At 64.9% G+C, this 19,953-nt stretch carries 20 protein-coding genes and 3 tRNA genes; 9 read left to right on the plus strand and 14 right to left on the minus strand.

Annotation, left to right across the window (positions count from 1 at the left end; translation table 11 throughout):
• Positions 1 to 4: 4 nt before the first annotated feature.
• The 4 genes from argG to JJB11_RS22080 all read right to left on the minus strand — a co-directional run bounded on the left by argG (position 5) and on the right by JJB11_RS22080 (position 2,997).
• Positions 5 to 1,333: an argininosuccinate synthase gene (gene argG / locus JJB11_RS22065; protein ID WP_201176688.1), complete on the minus strand. Its 1,329-nt coding sequence runs from the start codon at positions 1,331 to 1,333 to the stop codon at positions 5 to 7.
• A 27-nt stretch (positions 1,334 to 1,360) separates the two neighbouring features.
• The gene (gene ppnP / locus JJB11_RS22070) at positions 1,361 to 1,678 is read right to left on the minus strand and encodes a pyrimidine/purine nucleoside phosphorylase (RefSeq protein WP_201176690.1); all 318 of its coding nucleotides are present in this window, start codon (positions 1,676 to 1,678) and stop codon (positions 1,361 to 1,363) included.
• A gap of 102 nt (positions 1,679 to 1,780) precedes the next feature.
• Positions 1,781 to 2,542, minus strand: coding sequence for a glycine zipper 2TM domain-containing protein (locus JJB11_RS22075; RefSeq protein ID WP_201176692.1), 762 nt, complete (start codon positions 2,540 to 2,542; stop codon positions 1,781 to 1,783).
• A gap of 98 nt (positions 2,543 to 2,640) precedes the next feature.
• Complete coding sequence (locus JJB11_RS22080) at positions 2,641 to 2,997, minus strand: arsenate reductase (RefSeq protein WP_201176694.1); 357 nt, start codon at positions 2,995 to 2,997, stop codon at positions 2,641 to 2,643.
• A 133-nt stretch (positions 2,998 to 3,130) separates the two neighbouring features.
• On the opposite strand from JJB11_RS22080, the gene folC reads away from it, so the two are divergent.
• From folC to JJB11_RS22125, 9 genes are all read left to right on the plus strand, one after another.
• A complete protein-coding gene (gene folC / locus JJB11_RS22085; protein WP_201176696.1) occupies positions 3,131 to 4,417 on the plus strand; it encodes a bifunctional tetrahydrofolate synthase/dihydrofolate synthase in 1,287 nt (428 codons plus the stop codon).
• Between the two features lie 9 nt (positions 4,418 to 4,426).
• Positions 4,427 to 5,191, plus strand: coding sequence for an SPOR domain-containing protein (locus JJB11_RS22090; protein WP_201176697.1), 765 nt, complete (start codon positions 4,427 to 4,429; stop codon positions 5,189 to 5,191).
• Positions 5,191 to 5,679, plus strand: a complete 489-nt coding sequence (locus JJB11_RS22095) for a CvpA family protein (RefSeq protein WP_201176704.1) — start codon at positions 5,191 to 5,193, stop codon at positions 5,677 to 5,679. The genes JJB11_RS22090 and JJB11_RS22095 overlap by 1 nt, the downstream gene beginning before the upstream one ends.
• 72 nt (positions 5,680 to 5,751) lie before the next feature.
• Positions 5,752 to 7,260, plus strand: coding sequence for an amidophosphoribosyltransferase (gene purF / locus JJB11_RS22100; protein ID WP_201176706.1), 1,509 nt, complete (start codon positions 5,752 to 5,754; stop codon positions 7,258 to 7,260).
• A gap of 1 nt (position 7,261) precedes the next feature.
• Complete coding sequence (locus JJB11_RS22105) at positions 7,262 to 8,473, plus strand: O-succinylhomoserine sulfhydrylase (protein ID WP_201176708.1); 1,212 nt, start codon at positions 7,262 to 7,264, stop codon at positions 8,471 to 8,473.
• Complete coding sequence (gltX, locus tag JJB11_RS22110) at positions 8,470 to 9,852, plus strand: glutamate--tRNA ligase (RefSeq protein ID WP_201176710.1); 1,383 nt, start codon at positions 8,470 to 8,472, stop codon at positions 9,850 to 9,852. The genes JJB11_RS22105 and gltX overlap by 4 nt, the downstream gene beginning before the upstream one ends.
• A 34-nt stretch (positions 9,853 to 9,886) precedes the next feature.
• Positions 9,887 to 9,962, plus strand: a tRNA-Ala gene (locus tag JJB11_RS22115).
• Positions 9,963 to 10,019: 57 nt separating this feature from the next.
• Positions 10,020 to 10,095: transfer RNA gene (locus JJB11_RS22120), tRNA-Glu, on the plus strand.
• Positions 10,096 to 10,144: 49 nt separating this feature from the next.
• Positions 10,145 to 10,221: transfer RNA gene (locus JJB11_RS22125), tRNA-Asp, on the plus strand.
• Between the two features lie 138 nt (positions 10,222 to 10,359).
• Here the strand turns inward: JJB11_RS22125 and JJB11_RS25870 are convergent.
• The 10 genes from JJB11_RS25870 to JJB11_RS22175 all read right to left on the minus strand — a co-directional run bounded on the left by JJB11_RS25870 (position 10,360) and on the right by JJB11_RS22175 (position 19,843).
• On the minus strand, positions 10,360 to 10,662 hold the full coding sequence (locus JJB11_RS25870; protein ID WP_207190112.1) for a hypothetical protein: 303 nt from the start codon (positions 10,660 to 10,662) through the stop codon (positions 10,360 to 10,362).
• Positions 10,663 to 10,955: 293 nt separating this feature from the next.
• Positions 10,956 to 11,531 carry a superinfection immunity protein gene (locus tag JJB11_RS22130; protein WP_201176712.1) on the minus strand — a complete coding sequence of 192 codons (576 nt, stop codon included), beginning with the start codon at positions 11,529 to 11,531 and terminating at the stop codon, positions 10,956 to 10,958.
• A 33-nt stretch (positions 11,532 to 11,564) separates the two neighbouring features.
• The gene (locus tag JJB11_RS22135) at positions 11,565 to 12,185 is read right to left on the minus strand and encodes a hypothetical protein (protein ID WP_201176714.1); all 621 of its coding nucleotides are present in this window, start codon (positions 12,183 to 12,185) and stop codon (positions 11,565 to 11,567) included.
• A 299-nt stretch (positions 12,186 to 12,484) separates the two neighbouring features.
• Positions 12,485 to 13,282, minus strand: coding sequence for a TIGR04255 family protein (locus tag JJB11_RS22140; RefSeq protein ID WP_201176716.1), 798 nt, complete (start codon positions 13,280 to 13,282; stop codon positions 12,485 to 12,487).
• A 102-nt stretch (positions 13,283 to 13,384) separates the two neighbouring features.
• Complete coding sequence (locus JJB11_RS22145) at positions 13,385 to 14,761, minus strand: phage terminase large subunit (RefSeq protein ID WP_201176718.1); 1,377 nt, start codon at positions 14,759 to 14,761, stop codon at positions 13,385 to 13,387.
• Positions 14,703 to 15,203: a hypothetical protein gene (locus JJB11_RS22150; RefSeq protein ID WP_201176720.1), complete on the minus strand. Its 501-nt coding sequence runs from the start codon at positions 15,201 to 15,203 to the stop codon at positions 14,703 to 14,705. The genes JJB11_RS22145 and JJB11_RS22150 overlap by 59 nt, the downstream gene beginning before the upstream one ends.
• Positions 15,200 to 15,865, minus strand: coding sequence for a hypothetical protein (locus JJB11_RS22155; RefSeq protein WP_201176722.1), 666 nt, complete (start codon positions 15,863 to 15,865; stop codon positions 15,200 to 15,202). The genes JJB11_RS22150 and JJB11_RS22155 overlap by 4 nt, the downstream gene beginning before the upstream one ends.
• A gap of 326 nt (positions 15,866 to 16,191) precedes the next feature.
• Positions 16,192 to 16,431 carry a hypothetical protein gene (locus JJB11_RS22160; RefSeq protein ID WP_201176724.1) on the minus strand — a complete coding sequence of 80 codons (240 nt, stop codon included), beginning with the start codon at positions 16,429 to 16,431 and terminating at the stop codon, positions 16,192 to 16,194.
• Between the two features lie 325 nt (positions 16,432 to 16,756).
• A complete protein-coding gene (locus JJB11_RS22165; RefSeq protein ID WP_201176726.1) occupies positions 16,757 to 18,184 on the minus strand; it encodes an AAA family ATPase in 1,428 nt (475 codons plus the stop codon).
• 426 nt (positions 18,185 to 18,610) lie between these two features.
• Positions 18,611 to 19,843, minus strand: coding sequence for a tyrosine-type recombinase/integrase (locus JJB11_RS22175; protein WP_201176730.1), 1,233 nt, complete (start codon positions 19,841 to 19,843; stop codon positions 18,611 to 18,613).
• Positions 19,844 to 19,953: the final 110 nt, after the last annotated feature.

Genomic DNA, 19,953 nt, shown 5'->3' on the forward strand with positions numbered 1-19,953 from the left:
GACCTCAGTCGCTGCCCAGCGAAGGCAGCGGCGCGTCTCCGTCCGAGCTGAGCAGGCCGGCGCGGGAATAGATCCCCAGCTTGTCGCGCGTGTCCGCGATGTCCAGGTTGCGCATGGTCAGCTGGCCGATGCGGTCGCGCGGCGAGAAGGCGGAGTGGCCCTTCTCCATCGTCAGGCGCTCCGGGTGGTAGGTGAGATTGGGGGACTCGGTGTTGAGAAGCGAGTAGTCGTTGCCGCGCCGCAGTTCCAGCGTCACCTCGCCCGTCACCGCACGCGCCACCCAGCGCTGCGCCGACTCGCGCAGCATGATCGCCTGCGGGTCGAACCAGCGGCCCTGGTACAGCAGGCGGCCCAGCTTGCGGCCGTTGTCGCGATACTGCTCGATGGTGTCCTCGTTGTGGATGCCCGTGACGAGCCGCTCGTACGCGATGAACAGCAGCGCCATGCCGGGCGCTTCGTAAATGCCGCGGCTCTTGGCCTCGATGATGCGGTTCTCGATCTGGTCGCTCATGCCCAGGCCGTGCCGGCCGCCGATGCGGTTCGCTTCCAGGATCAGTTCGACGGGGTCGTCGAAGGTCTTGCCGTTCAGGGCGACGGGGCGGCCTTCCTCGAAGCGCACGCGCACCTCTTCGGCCTTCACCGCGACTTCGTCCTTCCAGAACGCGACCCCCATGATCGGGTTCACGATCTTGATGCCGGAGTTCAGGTGCTCCAGGTCCTTCGCCTCGTGCGTCGCACCGAGCATGTTGCTGTCGGTGGAGTAGGCCTTCTCGGCGGACATCTTGTAGCCGAAGCCGGCGGCGGTCATGAACGCCGACATTTCCGCGCGGCCACCGAGTTCGTCGATGAAGGCCTGGTCCAGCCACGGCTTGTAGATGCGCAGCGACGGGTTGGTGAGCAGGCCGTAGCGGTAGAAGCGCTCGATGTCGTTGCCCTTGAAGGTGCTGCCGTCGCCCCAGATGTGGACGTCGTCCTCCTTCATGGCGGCGACCAGCATGGTGCCGGTCACGGCGCGGCCCAGCGGCGTGGTGTTGAAGTAGGTGGCGCCGGCCGTGGTGACGTGGAAGGCGCCGCACTGCAGGGCGGCGATGCCTTCGTGCGCCAGCTGCTGGCGGCAGTCGACCAGGCGGGCCATCTCCGCGCCGTACTCCATGGCCTTGCGCGGGATCGCGTCGTAGTCGGGCTCGTCGGGCTGGCCCAGGTTCGCGGTGTACGCGTAGGGCACGGCGCCCTTCTTGCGCATCCAGTGCAGGGCGGCGCTGGTGTCCAGCCCGCCGGAAAAGGCGATGCCGACCTTCTGGCCGAGAGGCAGGCTTTCGAGGATGGTGCTCATGGAGTGACTCGGGCTGGCGGCTGGGGATCAGCCGAAATGGCAGATGTAGTGATAGGGCTCGGTCACGCGGATCTCGAAGCTGGACTGGCCGGGCACCGAGAACTTCTCGCCCGCCGAGGATTTCTTCCATTCGCTCGCGCCGGCGAGCTTGTACTCGCACGAGCCCGCGACGCATTCCATGACCTCGGGCGCGCCGGTCTTGAAGGTGAGGCTGGCGGGCAGGATCACGCCGACGGACTTCTTCGTGCCGTCGGGGAAGGTGATGCCGTGGCTCACGCACTTGCCGTCGAAGTACACGTTGGCCTGGGTGGCCACGGACACGGCGTCGAATCTCTCGGTCGTCATGGAATGCTTTCGGGGAAACCGGCAATTTTAGGCGAGGCCCCGAATGCCGCCCGGACAGCAAGAAGGGCGCCCTCGGGCGCCCTCTGCTTGCGAGCCTGAGGCTCAGTGGTGGTGGTGCCCGCCGCCGTACACGAAGCCCAGGGACAGGCCGAAGGGCACGTAGGGGTAGGGACGGTAGTACGGGTAGGGAGCGTAGTACGGGTACGCAGGATAGACCGGGACCTGCTGCACGACGACGGGCGTCGGTTGCTGCTGCACGATCACCTGCGGCTGCCCTTCCAGGTACTGCGGTTGCTGCTGGACGACCTGGGGCTGCTGCTGGAAAGTCTGCGGCTGCTGCACCTGCGCCTGCTGCACGGGCGGGGCGACGACCACGCCGCCGGCGCTGCCGCCAGTCGCGGCTTGCGCGACCGCCGGAGCCTGCAACTGCACGGTGCGGCCCGGGTCGTAGGGCATGCGCGCGGAGAACTGCTGGCCGCGGTACTCGTAGGTCACGTCGTAGGCGACGGTGCGGTTCTCCAGCGTGTTCTGCGTGTAGCACTGGGGCACCGTCTGCGCGTAGCGCTGGTTCTGCGCCTCGACGTTGTTGCCGACGATGGCGCCGATGATGGTGCCCGCGGCGATCGCGGCTGCGTTGCCGCTGCCCTGGCCGATCATGCTGCCGACGCCCGCGCCGGTGAGGCCGCCGACGACCGCGCCGCCGCCGGTGGTCGACACCGGCCCCTGCGTGACCGGTTGGCACACCGTGCGCGGCACCGAGACCTGCTGGATCACCGGCACGCTGGAGACGACGTTGCCGAATTCCTGGGCGGAAGCGCCGAACGCGGCGAGGCCCATCGCGGCGAGGAGGACGGTCTGTTTCATGGCAAAGGTCTCGTTGAACGACTTCAGTGCTGAAATGGTATGCAGCCGAGGATGACCTTGCATTGATTTACCGTAAAGCCGCTGTAAATCCAGCCGGCTCAGGCATTCTTTCGCACCGTCCAGCGCGCCGGATCGAAGCCCACGGTCACCTCGCCGTCGCTCCACTCGACCACCGGTCGCTTGATGACGCTGGGCTGCGACAGCATCAGCGCACGCGCTGCGTGCGGGTCCTCGGCCTGCGACTGCGCATCGGCGCCCAGCTTGCGCCAGGTGGTGCCTTGCCGGTTCAGGAGCTTGTCGCGCACCGGGGAGGCAAGCCAGCGATCCAGGCGCTCCGGCGGCACGCCCTGCCTGGCAAAGTCGTGGAAGGTGTAGGCGACGCCCTGGTCGGCCAGCCAGGCGCGCGCCTTGCGGACCGTGTCGCAGTTGGCGATGCCGTAGAGGGTGATCGTCATCGCCCCATGATAGCCAGGGCTTCGGGGCGGTCTGGCCCTTGCGAGCCACCACGGCGTGTCGCGACGTCACTTGCATGCGGGGGGATTCGCATGCTCTTTTGGGCGCACGGCCCCGAGGCGGGACAATGCAGGCATGAAGGAACTTGGCGATTGGCTCGCGCACTGCGAGCGCCTGCACCCGAAGAGCATCGACCTGGGCTTGCAGCGGGTGCAGGAGGTCATGCAGCGGATGCAGCTGCGCTTCGACTGTCCGGTGATCACGGTCGCCGGCACCAACGGCAAGGGATCGACCTGCGCCATGCTGGAAGCGATCGCGCTGCAGGCGGGCTGGCGCACGGGCGTCTACACCTCTCCGCACCTCGTGCATTTCGAGGAGCGCTGCCGCATCGCCGGCGACATCGTGAAGGGCGAGGACCTGGTGCCGCATTTCGAGCGCGTGGAAACGGCGCGGCAGGGTGCGACGCTCACGTACTTCGAGTTCACGACGCTGGCGATCCTGAGCCTGATGGCGGCCAGCGCGCTCGACGTGGCGATCCTCGAAGTCGGCCTCGGCGGACGGCTCGATGCGGTGAACGCGGTCGACACCGACTGCGCCATCATCACGAGCATCGACCTGGACCACATGGAGTACCTGGGGCCGGACCGCGAAAGCATCGGCCGGGAGAAGGCGGGCATCCTGCGCCCGGGCAAGCCCGCGATCGTGAGCGATCCGGTGCCGCCGCACAGCGTGATCCAGTACGCCGAGGCGATCGGCGCCGACCTGTGGCTGCTCGGGCGCGACTTCAACTTCTCGGGCGACAAGCAGCAGTGGGCCTGGGCCGGCCGCGGCCGCCGTCATGCGGGCTTGGCCTATCCGGCGCTGCGCGGCGCCAACCAGTTGCTCAATGCCTCGGGCGTGCTCGCCGCCTTCGAAGCCCTGCGCCAGCGCCTGCCGGTCACGGCCCAGGCGATCCGCAACGGGCTGGCGATGGTGGAATTGCCGGGCCGCTTCCAGATCGTGCCGGGCGAGCCCACGCTGGTGCTGGACGTCGCGCACAACCCGCATTCGGTGGCGGCGCTCACGGCCAACCTCGATGCGATGGGCTTCTATCCGACGACGCACGCGGTGTTCGGGGCGATGGCGGACAAGGACCTGGCGCCCATGTTCGCGAAGATCGCGCCTCTGGTGGACCGGTGGTACTTCACCGACCTGCCGACGCCGCGGGCGGCTAGCGCACAGGACCTGCTGCAACGGTGGCAGGCCCTCCCGGCGCGCCGCGACGTGCCGGCCAGCACCCACGCCAGCCCGCAGGACGCCTTGCGCGCGGCGGCGGCTGCTGCAGAGCCCGCTGATAGAATCCTCGTGTTCGGATCCTTCTACACCGTCGGTGGCATCCTGCAGCACGGAGTTCCGCGCCTGGCCGCCAAGCATCTCGGTTGACCCCCACCCATGGCCTTGTTCAAGTCGCGCAAGAAAAAGGTCGACGAACCGGTCGCCGCTGCCTCTCCCGCCGAAAGCATCGAGGTGATGCGCCGCCGCGCGCGGCACCGCCTGATCGGTGCCGTGGTGCTGGTGCTGGTCGGCGTCGTCGGCTTCCCGCTCCTGTTCGACACCCAGCCGCGGCCGGTGGCCGTGGACATCCCCATCGAAATTCCCGACCGCAACAAGGTCAAGCCGCTGCCTCCCTTGCCGCCCGAGCCCGCTGCGGCCGGCAAGGTGACGCAAGCACCGCCGCCGGTGGAGCCCGCCCCGGCTGCCCCGCCGCCGGTGGCGAAGGCGGAGCCCGCGCCCGCGCCTGCGCCGGTCGAGGCCAAGCCCGCGCCTGCTGAAAAGGTCGCGAAGGCCGAGGCGCCGGCAGAGAAGAAGCCCGAGGCGCAGGCCAGGGCCGAAACCAGGGCCGAAGCCAAGGCAGAGACCAAGGGCACGGATGCGGCCAAGGCGAAGGCATTGCTGGAAGGCAAGTCCGTCGACACCGCCGCGGCCGGCGTTCGTTACGTCGTCCAGGTCGGCGCCTTCGCGGAGAAGGACAAGGCGCGGCAGGCCCAGCAAAAGCTGGAGAAGGCCGGCCTGAAGAACTACACCAATGTCGCCGAGACGAAGAACGGCACCCGCATCCGCGTGCGTGCGGGCCCGTTCGCGTCCAAGGCCGAGGCCGACCAGGCCGCCCAGAAGATCAAGGGGCTGGATTTGCCGGCCGCCATCCTCACACTGTAGTGGCCGTCCTCGACTGGGTCGTCGTGTCCCTGCTCGCAGCTTCCGTGCTGCTGGGCCTGTGGCGCGGGCTGGTCTACGAAGTGTTGTCGGTGTTGAACTGGTTGGCGGCTTTCGTGCTCGCACAATGGCTGGCGCCTCGGGTTGCGCTGATGCTGCCGCTGAGCCGGGCGGGGGACTCCGTCCAGTACGCTGCGGGGTTCGTGGTCGTCTTCATCGCGTCGCTGTTTGCGGGAGGATTCGTCGCCTGGCTGGTCAGCAAGCTGGTGGCGGCGGTGGGCCTGCGGCCGGTTGACCGCGTGCTGGGCGGCTTGTTCGGCGTGGTGCGCGGCCTGGTCGCGGTGCTGGTGCTCGCGGTGGTGGTGAACCTCGTCGGGCTCGCGCGGGGGGCGTGGTGGTCGGAGTCGACCACGGCCGGGGTCGCCGCGGCGGCCCTGCGCGGACTGAAGCCGGTGGTGCCGGAGCGCCTGGGCACCTACCTGCCGGCCTAGGCTGCTGCGGAAAATTGCCCTGGGGCGATTTTCCAGAGCGGCAGATGTTGCTGTGAACGGAAGCGAACACTTATGTGCGGAATCGTCGGGGTCGTCAGCCAGGGCCCGGTCAACCAGCTGATCTACGACGCGCTGCTGCTGCTGCAGCATCGCGGGCAGGACGCTGCCGGCATCGTCACCCTGCAGGGCCGCAAGGTCTACATGCACAAGGCGAAGGGCATGGTGCGCGACGTTTTCCGCACGCGCAACATGCGCGCGCTGCCGGGGAACGCCGGCCTGGGCCAGGTGCGCTATCCCACCGCGGGCAATGCGCACAGCGAGGAAGAGGCGCAGCCCTTCTACGTGAACGCGCCCTTCGGCATCACGCTCGCGCACAACGGCAACCTCACGAACGCCCAGGCGCTCAAGGCCGAACTGTTCTCCGCCGACCACCGCCACATCAACACGGAGAGCGACACCGAGGTGCTGGTGAACGTGCTCGCGCACGAGCTGGAACGCACCACGCGCGGGCTGCCGCTGACGCCGCAGGACGTGTTCTCGGCGGTCGGCAACGTGCATCGCCGCATCCGCGGCTCGTACGCCGTCGTCGCGCTGATCGCGGGGCACGGGCTGCTCGCGTTCCGTGACCCGTACGGCATCCGGCCGCTGTGCATCGGCCGGGGCGCCGACGGCACCATCATGATCGCCAGCGAGTCCGTGACGCTGGAGGGCACGGGCCACCACCTGGAACGCAACGTCGCCCCAGGCGAGGCCGTGTTCGTCGACCTGAAGGGCAACGTGCACACGCGGCAATGCGCGGAGAACCCGCGCCTGTCGCCGTGCATCTTCGAGTACGTGTACCTGGCGCGGCCCGACTCCGTGCTGGATGGCATCTCGGTGTACCAGGCGCGGCTGAACCTCGGCGAGACGCTCGCCAAGCGCGTGATCTCCACGGTGCCGCCGAACGAGATCGACGTCGTGATCCCGATCCCGGAGTCGAGCCGGCCGAGCGCGATGCAGCTCGCGCAGCTGCTGGGCCTGCCGTACCGCGAAGGCTTCGTGAAGAACCGCTATGTCGGCCGCACCTTCATCATGCCGGGGCAGGCCGTGCGCAAGAAATCGGTGCGGCAGAAGCTCAACGTGATCCAGAGCGAGTTCGAAGGCCGCAATGTCCTGCTGGTCGACGACTCCATCGTCCGCGGCACCACCAGCCGCGAGATCGTGCAGATGGCGCGCGACGCCGGTGCGCGCAAGGTCTACATGGCCAGCGCCGCGCCGCCCGTGCGCTTCCCGAACGTCTACGGCATCGACATGCCGACCTCGTCGGAGCTGGTGGCGCATGGCCGCACGGTCGAGGAAGTCCGCGCGATCATCGGTGCCGACGCCTTGATCTACCAGGACGTCGAGGGCATGAAGAACGCCATCGGCAAGCTCAACCCGCAGATCGCAGGCTTCGACGCATCCTGCTTCGACGGCGTGTACGTCACCGGCGACATCAACCCGGAAGACATCGCCCGCATCAACGAGGCGCGCATCGGCCAGGAAGATCCGCTGGAAGAGAACACCACGCGCCTCGCCATCCCGAACCCCCAGGAAGCTTGAAGTGAAAGAGAAGAAACTGCCCGAAGGCTTGCACCGCGAGACGCTCGCCGTGCGCACGGGCCTGCCGCCCAGCCAGTGGGGCGAGAACTCCGAGGCGCTGTACCTCACCAGCGGCTTCGTGCAGCCCGACTCGGAGACGATGGCGCACCGCTTCGCGAACCCGCAGGAAGGCTATACGTACGGCCGCACCTCCAATCCCACGGTCACCAGCTTCGAGCTGCGGCTGGCGGCGATGGAAGGGACCGAGGCCGCGATCGGCACGTCCACCGGCATGGCCGCGATCCTGCTGCTCGGCATGGGCGTGCTGCGCGCCGGCGACCACGTGATCTGTTCGCGCTCGGTGTTCGGCTCCACGCTGAACCTGTTCGCCAAGGAGTTCGGCAAGTTCGGCGTCGAGTCCAGCTTCGTGTCGCAGACCGACCTGAAGGAGTGGCAGGCGGCGGTCAAGCCCAACACGAAGCTGCTGTTCGCCGAGACGCCCACCAACCCGCTGACCGATGTGTGCGACATCGCTGCGCTGGCCGACATCGCCCACGGCGCCGGCGCGCTGCTGGCGGTGGACAACTGCTTCTGCTCGCCGGCGCTGCAGCGTCCGGTGGAGATGGGGGCCGACTTCATCATCCACTCGGGCACCAAGTACCTCGACGGCCAGGGTCGCGTGATGGCCGGGGCGCTGTGCGGCACCCGCAAGTGGGTGAACGAAGTCTTCGCGCCCATCGTGCGCACCGCCGGCATGACGCTCGCGCCGTTCAACGCATGGGTGGTGCTCAAGGGCCTGGAGACCCTGGGCATCCGCATGCAGGCGCAGTGCGCCAACGCACTGGCGGTCGCGCGCTTCCTGGAGGCGCATCCGTCGGTGTCGCGCGTGTACTACCCGGGCCTGGAGTCGCACGGGCAGCACGCGCTGGCCATGCGCCAGCAATCCGGCCTGGGCGGCGCCGTGCTCTCGTTCGACGTGAAAGGCAGCGACCCCGCGTCGCTGCGCCGCAATGCCTTCACGGTGATCGACAGCTCCGAAGTCATGAGCATCGCCACCAACCTGGGCGACACCAAGACCATCATCACGCATCCGGCGACGACGTCGCACGGGCGGCTGAGCGAAGAACAGCGGCAGGCGGCGGGAATCGGCCAGGGGCTGATCCGGCTGGCCGTCGGCCTCGAGCACGTCGACGACATCAAGGCGGACCTGTCGCGAGGATTGGGCAAGCTGTGAAGGTCCGAACCCGCTTCGCCCCGTCGCCGACGGGTTTCATCCATCTCGGCAACATCCGCTCGGCCTTGTACCCGTGGGCGTTCGCGCGCTCGCAGGGCGGCACCTTCATCCTGCGCATCGAGGACACGGACACCGAGCGCTCCTCGCAGGAGGCGGTGGACGTCATCCTCGAAGGCATGGAGTGGCTGGGCCTCGACCACGACGAGGGGCCGTTCTACCAGATGCAGCGCATGGACCGGTACCGCGAGGTGCTGGAGGAGATGAAGGCCAAGGGCCAGGTCTATCCGTGCTACATGAGCGTGCAGGAACTGGACGCGCTGCGCGAGCGGCAGATGGCGGCCAAGGAGAAGCCGCGCTACGACGGCACCTGGCGGCCGGAGCCGGGCAAGACGCTGCCGCCCGTTCCCGAAGGCGTGCAGCCGGTCTGGCGTTTCCGCAACCCGGTCGGTGGCTCGGTGGTGTGGGACGACAAGGTCAAGGGCCGCATCGAGATCAGCAACGACGAGCTCGACGACCTGGTGATCGCGCGTCCCGACGGCACGCCCACGTACAACTTCTGCGTCGTCGTCGACGACGTCGACATGCAGATCACGCACGTGATCCGCGGCGACGACCATGTGAACAACACGCCGCGCCAGATCAACATCTTCCGTGCGCTCGGCTACGAGCCGCCCGTGTTCGCGCACCTGCCCACCGTGCTCAATGCGGACGGCGAGAAGATGTCCAAGCGCCGCGGGGCCAAACCGGTGACCTGGTATCGCGACCAGGGCTATCTGCCGGACGCGATGGTGAACTACCTGGCGCGCCTGGGCTGGTCCCACGGCGACGCCGAGATCTTCAGCCGCGAGCAGTTCCTGCAGTGGTTCGACCTGGACCACCTGGGCCGCAGCGCCGCCCAGTTCGACGAGGCCAAGCTGCGCTGGGTGAACGCGCAGCACCTGAAGGCGATGGCTGACGAGAGCCTGGCCCTGATCGTCGGAGATTTGCTGAAGCAGCGCGGCATTTCCGCCGATGCGCGGCTGCCCGCCATTTGCGGCCTGTTCAAGGACCGCTGCGACACGACCCTCGTGCTCGCCGACTGGGCGCAGCGCTTCTACGTCGATGTCACGCCGAACGCCGACGAAGTGGCGAAGCACATCCACGACGGCGTCCGCCCCGCGATCTCGATGCTGGCCAGGATGCTGGAAGGCTGCCCCTGGACGAAGGAAGACATCGCCGAGGCCATCAAGGAAACGCTGCGCGCCACCGGCATGAAGATGCCGCAACTGGCGATGCCCGTCCGCGTGCTGGTGATGGGAACGGCGCAGACGCCATCCGTGGATGCTGTCTTGAGCCTTTCACTCCGGGAGAAAGTGCTGGACCGTCTACGGTCGGCCTGAAAATCGACATATAATGCGAGGCTCGACACCTGCAGGGGGTATAGCTCAGCTGGGAGAGCGCTTGCATGGCATGCAAGAGGTCAGCGGTTCGATCCCGCTTACCTCCACCAATGCAGATGTCGTATGGTTAGAGGTAGCACGTCGCAGGGCGTGCGTTCCAAGGTTTCGACCCTATCGTCTAGAGGCCTAGGACATCACCCTTTCACGGTGAGTACCGGGGTTCGAATCCCCGTAGGGTCGCCAAGTTTTGTGGCACTTGGCCTGCGCAAGCAGGCGAACGCCGCACTGCCGCGGAGTGGTAGTTCAGTTGGTTAGAATACCGGCCTGTCACGCCGGGGGTCGCGGGTTCGAGTCCCGTCCACTCCGCCAAAAGTCGACGAAATACGGGGCCTAGCGCCCCGTTTTTCTTTTTGTCCATCAATGCGTCCATCGTTCCGCCGCGATGGGTGCTCGCGGTGTCGCCTAGGCGATGAAGGACGCGCGCAAGCAGTCATTCAAGTTCGGCACTTATGGCGCCTTAGGTCGCGCCGCGTCCCGCCTTGCGCGATCCGCCTGCTCTGCATCAACCTCCGCCTGCTCGGAAGGCGTGCGGAAGTCAATCCAACACTCATCTGAACAATGCATGCCGACGGAACCCTCGGCCGAACGCCAAGACGCCCATGCCAGGTCCGCGCTAGAAAGCTGACTTTCAAAAGGCGGACCAAACCGACGGCTGATGGACTCGGCAATCTCTACGCGCGCCTTGGAGTCGAAGGTATGAACTTTCACCGCCTGTACCACGCTTGCCTTATCCAACGTCAGTTCAAACATGGCATACGCAGCCCACTTCGGCCTGCTCTCAGGTGCGGGTAGGTGGACGGGGCCAAGTCTCGCGCCAGTGGGTTTGTACACATACGGCCGAGCGATCCAACACGGGCGGGTGGCTTTGTCGGTGTTGGAGGGGCACTGAGACAACGACAGTTTGCCTCCGAATGGGATCCCGAACAGTTGCGGCGAAGTCTGCGCAAACGCGGCCATTCCACTCGCCCAGAACAGCAGGAGTGAAATAGCCATGGAAGATTTGGGGTGGCGCATCTCGTGACGTCCTCTGTCTCTGTTGCGGATCAAGCAGCGACTCGCAGATCACTTCCGCAATGTTTGCACTTGATGGCCTCGGCCATAATTTCCTCAGCACAAAACGGGCACTTCTTCGTTTCCCGCACCGGAACGGCCGGCGGTGTGGACGGAGACACGGGTGGCGCAGAAGGTGCGACTGACGAAGGTGAAGCGATTGCCACTGGTTCGGGCTTCTTATATGCCCATACAACAGCGACAACCCACCCGACTAGCGACCAGCCGAGAAAGATGTTCACGAGGGCTATGGAGGCAAGGTTCGGGTGCTTGTTCTTCCACGCCTCGTAAGTCGGCAAAAGGTACAGGGCAGGTGCGTCAATGAAAATCAACAGCGCCACAAATGTGCCAAACGCATTTAGCGCAGGCTGCTGCCCCATTCCGTAGCTGTATGCGACCATGAACGCGAGTACTGCGAAGCGCACAAAAAACATGATCGCTCTCCAGAAGTGGTGTGTGACCTTGTGCGGTCCACCGCACGAAAGCGCGAATGCGAAAGAGACTTGTGCCTGCGGGGTTTGCCCAGCCGTCGAATCAATTCCTTGCCAAAGGCGCTCATCGGCGTTCACCTGATGCAGTCCAAAAACGCACCGGCGGTCATGTCAACCGACTGCGCCCTGTTGCTGGCTAGGGGAGCGATCCACATTCTCGTGGAATCGGCAGAAATGAAACGAGAGCTTGAAAAGGAATAACCAGAAACCTACGTCGCTCAGCGAGAAAAGCCTCGCTTTCCTTTCTTCCTTCTGAAAGGCGGACAGAGGTATTGTGTGGACTACGTCAAGCAGGACGATGCTTTCGCCACCTAGGTCGCCCGTATCCGGCAGGTAGAAAATCGAGGAGATTTTCTGCTCTCGGACTTCCCGAACGTGGTCATCCGCCGCTTGTTTGCCAAGTCCCTTTTCGATCAGGTCGTGGTACTTGTGAAGCAACAGTATGGGTGCGAAGCTGAGGTTAACGGGCGTGGCCCGTTTGTTGTCGCCCGCGACGTCGCAGGAGTTCGTGACTACGACGCCCTTGATCTGATCCCGCTTTCCGTCTTCAAACCGTACGACGGTACAACCTACCCACCCGTCACCCTGCAAAGGATCAGGGTCATTGATCGTCGTGTAGATACGCTTGGGCGGGAACTGCTTGAGTTCCTTTAGGAATCCCTCTTTCCGCTCTGAAGTCAGGTAAGGAGCGAGGAACAGCTCAGCGTTCGCCGGGTCGAACGATGAGTACATGCTAGCGAGAGTACAGGTCCCAAAGGTTGTCTGACACGAGTTGGGCGATCCTGGGGTCTAGGGGCCGCTGCGCGCGAGCGAATTGGACGTATGCCTGAGACAACTCTTCAGCAAGCGTGTTCTTGGGGCCCGTCATCACCTCAATGGTCCAAGTTGTGGAGGTGATGCCGGTCCATTCAGGAAGCCAAAAGGCCGTGGGCCCAGATGGACGCTGCGGAACGGTGGCCGTCTCCTCTTCTGGATGTGCGAACGCGGCGTTTCCATACGTCATCGCCACAGTCTCAGAGTCGCTGATGTGCCTAATTTGCGTCGCCATACTCCGCTCCGAGTTCGACAATTGCCTCTTCAGTTAGACAACTGAAGAACATCTGCTTGTTCGCGTTGTGCAACCTGTCGAGTCTATCGGAAAGCGTTGCACGGAAATCCGCCATGTGGAGGTCGTTCAACTTCATTATCGTGTCGATGTCGACCAGCGCGCCCTGCTTCTCTAGAACTTTCGTTCCTTGATGGTCGGGGCGGTAAGACGATGGTGCAACGGTGGCGGAAACTGCCGTGCAAATCTGAACGACGTTGATCAGATCATCTTCTGGGAGTTCAAGACGAAGGGTGAACAGTTCTGATTTCAGCGTGTGATCGCCCAGCCGAATATTCCAATTGAACCGCCGCACTTGCGCAGCCCTATCTGTGCCGGGGATTAGGTCTATGTACTTGAGAGAACACCTAGAGAGCGACTGGATAACAGGGCTTTGAGCGGCGGCGTTCATCACTTCTAGGATGGCGTTCTTCAGTGCCGACCAACCGGGATATGGGTACTTGCACCCGACCCCTACCACTGAATCCCCGATCGTGACGAAGAAATCGCCCCACGACAGACGCACTGCGGGTGCGAACTGCAGCCTTGGATCTGCGGCTCGCAATTCTGCGGGAAGAACGGAAGGTCCGAGCGTCTCGGCCTGAATAGGTTGGCTGCTATTCAGTTTCCCGACGAGAAGTCCAGGGAGAAGAACTGGCAGTGGCGCCGACGCCTGACAATGGATTTCAAAAATCGCATCGATTAGCGGTTCAGACGAAAGCCTCGTGGGCAGCTTTTTGGGCATGGGAGTCTTCGATTTGGCCAGAGTCTACACGCGGGGGTCATGGAGGCCAACATGTGGGCTGGGCGGGCGATTCGGGCTCTCGATGCCCCAAGAAGTAGCCGGTCAATGCCACAGCGGACGGACCACCGCAATCCGTTCTTCCCGCAGGCATGCGTAACGCGCGGCATCGGCGGCATGATCTGGCCCTGAACTGTCCACGTCCTCAACTCGCCTCATGTCACGCGCGAGGTACGGCACCGTCTCCCAGAAGTACCCGCATGCCCGCGACACGTACAGGCCCGGCACATCGGGCTTGCCGGCGTCGGCCAGCAGCCGCCGCATCAACTGCCAGCCGCTCACGCGGTCGGCCTTCTTCGCCGGGAAGAACCGCACGCCGGCGCGGGTGAATTCGTCGCTGATGCTGCCCGCACCCGAACCCGTACGCGCAAAGATGGCGTCATCCGCCGCGCCTGCGGCCTTTATCTTCCAGCGCTTGCACATTGACAGGATTTCCTCGGCGAGGATCGGCACCGTCCACCCCAAACCTTCGTTGGGACGATCAGGCTTTGCGGTGCTCAATTCGTCAATCAGGATCAGGGAGTCGCGCGGGTAGAACTTGCCGAAGGCGCTGCCGCCCGGCGATTTGCAGACCACGTAAGTCACGCTTGGGGCCGACGATCCGAAGTCGTGCGCGAGGTACGCTTTCCACGGCTCGCCGTGTGTGTTCGGGATGCCGGGCCAGGGATCGACAGCGTTCCTCTGTTCGTCCAACACTGACGCGAAGTACGCCCCACGCGCTACCGACCAATCACCCTCAAGCCAGGCGCGCAGCAACTCGGGGTCGTGCGGACAGGCGCTTTCCAGTTGCTCCCGGTATTGTTCTCGGTCGATAAACTGGTTTGCTGCGAACGTGGACGGCGCATAGACCCACCTGCGTTTGCTGCGCTCGTCGCGAAATGGCTTCCACGGCCCGGCCTGGAACACAAAGCGCTTCGCCAGCCACGCATGGCCAGGACCACCAGGGTTCGCAGCGATCACCACGCGAATGGGCACATCCTGTGGGCCGCGAAGGTTCGATCGCATCAAGTCCAATAGGTCCGGCGTCGCATACTGCCCGGCCTCGTCCACTAGCAGCAGCGTGAACGAACGGCCTTGGTACTTTGCGTAATCCCCGTGCGTCTCAAGCTGCCCGAGCTCGATGTAGCCGTCGTTCGGCAACCTCCAAATGTGCTCGGTTGCGTTGTATCGTGCCGCCGGCCCATAAATCGTGCCGAACAAGTCGCGCGTCAGCAGCTCGAAGTCGCGGAGGCCCCCGTAAGTTCGTCGGATGTAGAGCACGCGCGCTTTCGGACCGTACTGTTCGCAGTGACGAAGTGCCAGGAGAGCAAGACCGTATGACTTGCCTCCGCCACGCCCGCCGCCGACGAAGGCGTCGAGTTCTTCAGGAACCGCGAGCAATCTTTGCTGGAAGGCGTTCAGTTGTACTTGTTCCACCATCATCGACCACCATGAACTTGTCCAACGGCAGTGCCGCCGGGATGTTGAACGTCACTGCAACGCGGTTGGTTTGCACCTCTTGATCGCCTTCGACGTACCCGTGCCTACTCTTTAAGAGAAACATCGCGGCTATCAATGCATCCTTTCCAGTCCCTTCGGTGGCCGTGCGATAGAGCGCGTTGTGCAGGACGGCGCGCTCTTGTTCGCGCCCCTCATCGAATGCCTGTTTTAACTCGGGATGCTCATCGAGCCAACGTCTCAAACAATCGACATTGCTATGCAATGCCATTGCGACGCCGCGCTGGCTCGCGCCGTGAGCGGCGGCATGGCGTATGAGTTCGGCAGCGCCTGCGGGCGGGTCCTTCCGCGGTCGTCCTGCGTTTGACAGCCGCGCGTCTGACGGACCGAGCACGCGCCCCGGCGTTTTCGGTCGCGTCGTCATCATGGGGCCCCAACCGTCACAGCCACCTTCGCCAGAGCCTGTTCGGCGCGTTCCGCTGCCTGTTCGGTGCGTTGCGCCTCGGGGCTCAAGAGCTCGGTGCATTGCTGGCGAGCGAGGCTGGCAACCAGCAGTGCCGAGCTCAGGTCTTGGGTCAGCTCGCTGCGTTGCCGGACTTCTTCTGGCGCGCAGCGTTCTTCGTGGTGCAGGCGGTAACGCGAGGCCTGCGCCGGATCAATCAAGGTCAGTGCGTACGGCACGCAGCACAGGGCGGCAATGGTCTCGGCATCGCCTCCTTCGACGGCACGCCGCAGGTAGTCTTGCGCGGCCTCTGGCGCAAGGTTTCTGTACACTGCGCGAATCTCTGACGCATACGGAGTTTGCGTCAGTTGCGACTTTTGGAGGATCGCGCCCTCAAGCTCCATCACACCTGCGCGTGCGTGATCGTTCAGTTCTCGAACTGCGGCATCCACCTTGTTCACTAGTCGGCGTGTTGCATCGGCAGCGCCGGGACCTGTCGGCGCGACGGCGTGCAGGCCCGCGACTGCGTCTGCCGCAGCGACCAGCCCTCGCGAGATGCCGAGTAATGCGCTCATGTGGCGCGTCGGGTTCGGGCGGTCGCCCATGCGTTCCACAATCTTCGCCATTGCAAGAGATGTGCTGGTCATTTCAGAGTCCTTTCAAGACTGGAAGTAGTGGTTCGTGATCTGCGTCGCGCGGCGTGCGGAGATGCCGTGGGCGCGGAGGGTTGCTTCCAAGCGGCGCTTGGCGGCGATGCGGCGAGCGTGCGGGGAGAGCGTGCGCCACACCGTTAAGAAGCGATTCAAGAGTCTCATTCGTCAGGTCCTCACAATTCGGCCGGGCCGTGTCGGCCTTGTGGGGCGACGAGGCGGCGAGGGGCGCTTCGGGCGGCGGAGAATGCCGCCCACAAATGGATCGCGTGTGCTTGCGATGGTGAGTTCGCTATAGGGTTGACCGGTGGAGTCGGGTGCGGTCACGACGTGCCTCCGAGTTGGCGCAGCTCATAGCCGCGTGCGGCGTCGTCGCTGCGCGTTGAGCAATGGGCGCTGCGATGGCCGAGGCCTGTGGGACGCGGGCCGTCGCCGGCGCCGTGGGTGTGCTGGCGGCCGCAGTAGGGGCAGACCGAGACACGCCAGACCCAATACCCCTTCGCGCACTGCCGCGCCTGCACCAGGGCGACAGGCACGGCGCTGCTGTCGGGTTCGCCTTGCATGCCGTTCTCCTTCACAGGGCATCTCCACTCGGCAACAGGCGCGCTTGGCGGCCCCTACAGGCGCGTTTTGCGGGGCTGCTGGTGCCTGACCCTCTCCGCAGGCTGAAATCGCGTCCTAGGGCCGTCTGGTGGCAGCGGCGACCCCATCGGCGATTCGGGCCGTTGGCAGCGCCGCTCTTTGATGGACGGATTGACGGATAGCCGCCGGGCTTGCGACTTTCCACCGCGCCGCTGCTTGACATGAGGCGGACCGGATGGCTGCCAACTGCCCCTTTTTTAAGCGACTGGCAAATGCGGGCCCGTGGGCCGTGGACGACGCCGGGGGTCATCGCGGCGACCCCGGCGCGGCGACCTGTGCGGCGGCGGTATCCCCCATACCCCCCGGCGGCAAGTCGCCGCAGTCGCCGCAAGGCGATGCGGCCTCTGCGGCATGTGCGGTGCTCCGCGTGCTCCCCGCAGTCCCCGCAGTGGCCGCATCGCTCCGCCCGGCGTGGGTCACATGCCACCGCTCGCGCTCGTGGCGGTCGGTGCCCTTGTAGGTGACGCGCTCCAATCGTCCGGCGCGCTCGGCTTTGCGCAGGAGGTCGAACACCTCGGCGTCCTTCAGCCACTTCGGATAGCTCGGCTCCTGGCGCAGCACCTTCGCCGCGTGCGTTCTCGACGTGTGCGCGGTGCTTACGAATTCGCCCCGATCCGTGTACTCCGCGATCAACCGCAGCAACGCGCGCTCGGCATCGCACTCCGAGCGACCGTGCGGCATCGGATGGCCTAGGGGTTCATCCAGTGAGGGGACGCCGCCCACGGGCCATACCAACCGGAGCGGCAGTTGCCGCGTCCCCAGGTTGTGCTTCTGTTGCTCAAGGGTCAAGGTGCCCTCAGCGTCGGATCGAAGGAACAGGCGACTGCGAGCGCTGTTGTGCCACGCCGTGCTGCCGCTGTAGCTTTCATTCCCTGAACGCTCGCCCCGGCTGGTGCCTTTGTCTACGTGCGCCAGCAGCAACACTGCTGCATCGCATTCGCGGGCGATCTGGGCCAGCGCACGCATGAACGCTCGCACCTTCGCGCGGTCGATTTCGGATGCGGAGTACACGTCGCTCGCGTTGTCCACCACCAGTAGTGACAGGTTCTGTTGCTTGCAAAAGGCGCGCAGAGCCTCGTACGCAATCGTCGTCCTGCCGATCCGCTGGCCGGCGGCGTTCTGTTCCACAAACAGCGTCGGGTCGCGTTCGGTCGCGTCGAGAATGAATAACTTTCCGTCGAGGTCGTCCGCGTTCACGCCCATCGCGCCGCAAATGAACTGCAGCCGAAAAAGCAGCAGCGCCTTACCATCTTCCCCGCTGAAAAAACCGACGTTGCCTTGGCGTGTTGGTTTGCCGAACAGCGGCAAGCCCAAGACCACCGAAACTGCGAGCTGCAAGGACACGATGGTCTTGCCCGTGCCGCCGTGGCCTGACAGGTTCGTCACGTATCCGATAGGGATGAGTCCCTCCCATGCGTACAGCGGCGGCGGGAGCTCAATGTGTCTCAGGCCCGCGATGCGCACGACCTCGAATGGCAGCTTGCGCCTAGCATTTTCTTCGGGGGTGACGGTCTGCCACTCGGCCACTGCTGCGGCAATCGAGTTGCCGACGAGTCGGTGTGCTTCCGCGACCTCCTCGGCGTCGGGAATACGTCGCCGCTCCGCCTCCGTCCCCAACATCCGGTCGACTTCATCATCGACCTCATCGCGTGCTTTGAACTGCGCCGCTGTCATCGCGCCGATTTCCGCTTCGTCTGCGGCGTTGCATGCGGCTGGGCGCGAGCGTCACGCCATGCGAGCAGCGCATCCGCATCGAAGACCGTGCAGCGGGGCGACAACCGGATCGGCTTGGGAAAGTCGGGCTTCTCGCGTACCCAGCGCCAAAACGTCGGGAGTGAAATGCCGAGAAATGGAGCTGCCTGGGCGGCCCGCAGTGAGAGATTGGGCATTAAGAGTCCTTGATCGTCAAAGACTCGCGCGGGCCCAAGCAAAAAAAAGCCAAGAAAGCCAGCGCGAGCGATTAGCTCGAGTTAGTTCCTTCTTGGTATCGGGTATCAGAATATCATGAGAACTTCAGTGGCGTCAACGGGCAAACGCGTTGCGCACGTTGCGCACGTTGCGCACGTTGCGCACGTTGCGCACGTTGCGCAATGCAATGCGTCAAGCCGCGCGGATCGGAGTGACACGGGCTCCGGTGCCTGCCGGCTTCGCGAGGAAGTCCGCCCAGTCCTGCATCAGCTTGCGACGGCGCTCCAGGAGGTCGCTGCGTGCGTAGGCTTGCTCCACGGCGCTGCCGACCGCGTGTGCAAGTGCGACCTCCGCCATCTCGCGCGGGTAAGACGTATGGTCCTGAGTCCACACCCGAAACGACGACCGCATGCCGTGCACGGTTGCATCATCAACCTGCAACCGGCGCAGTACAGCGGTCATGGTCATGTCGCTCATTACGCCGCCGCGTGGTGCGGGGAACAGCAGCGAGTTGCCTTCGATGCGCGGTAGGGATTTCAGCAACTCCAGCGCGTCACGACTCAACGGAACCCGGTGTTCCTTATGAGCCTTCATCCGCGCCGCCGGGATCGCCCAGACACCGGACTGCATGTCGACTTCGCTCCAGACCGCGCCGCGTACCTCACCACTGCGCGCCGCTGTGAGGATCAGCAATTCCAGCGCGCGTGCCGCCGTGCCCTTAGCGGCGCGCAATGTGACCATGAGGTCGTGCATCTCGCGCGGATTGCGATAGCGCTGAGAAACGACCGTCTTGATCTTGCTTGGCGTGGGGAACAACTCGGCCAGGTGGCCGCGCCAGCGCGCGGGGTTTTCGCCTTCACGCCAGCCACTCACGCGAGCGAAGTCGAGCACCTTCTCAATCCGCTGCCGCACACGGGTTGCCGTTTCGGTCTTCTCGCGCCAGATCGGCCGCAGGACCGCCTCCACGTGTGCCTGTGTCACATCCGACACCAGCACCTTGCCCATGATCGGGGACGCGTACTGCGCGAGCGTGTTCTGCCATTGCTGTCGATGCTTCGCGTTGCGCCACTCGTCGCCCTTCGCGTCCATGAACGCCGTGACGGCTTGGTCGAATGTCTTCGCCTTCGCTTGCTCCGCGATCAGCGCCGAACGTGCCTGCTTGCGCGCGAGGATCGGGTCTACGCTCTTGTCGATCAGCGCGCGCGCTTCCCGTGCCTTTTCGCGGGCAGCGGCCAGCGTCACGCCCGGATAGCCGCCCAAGCCCATATCACGCCGGCGCGAGCCGACCGTCGCGCGTAGAACCCAGCTCCGCGAACCGCTTGCAGTGATGCGCAGCATCAGGCCGGGCACTCCGCCTATGGCATGAAAACCAGGATCACGCAGCCGCTGCACTTGCAGCGCACCCAGCTCCTTCGCAACTCGCATGGCAGACCTCCTGTATCCATCATGCCGTCCATCAATATCGGCAAGACGCAACGATAGCACGGGAGATGACGCGGGAGCACAATTTGGCCTTTCCCAGAGGGAAAACGGCC

The organism is Ramlibacter ginsenosidimutans (assembly GCF_016654015.1).
Lineage (GTDB): Bacteria > Pseudomonadota > Gammaproteobacteria > Burkholderiales > Burkholderiaceae_C > Ramlibacter > Ramlibacter ginsenosidimutans.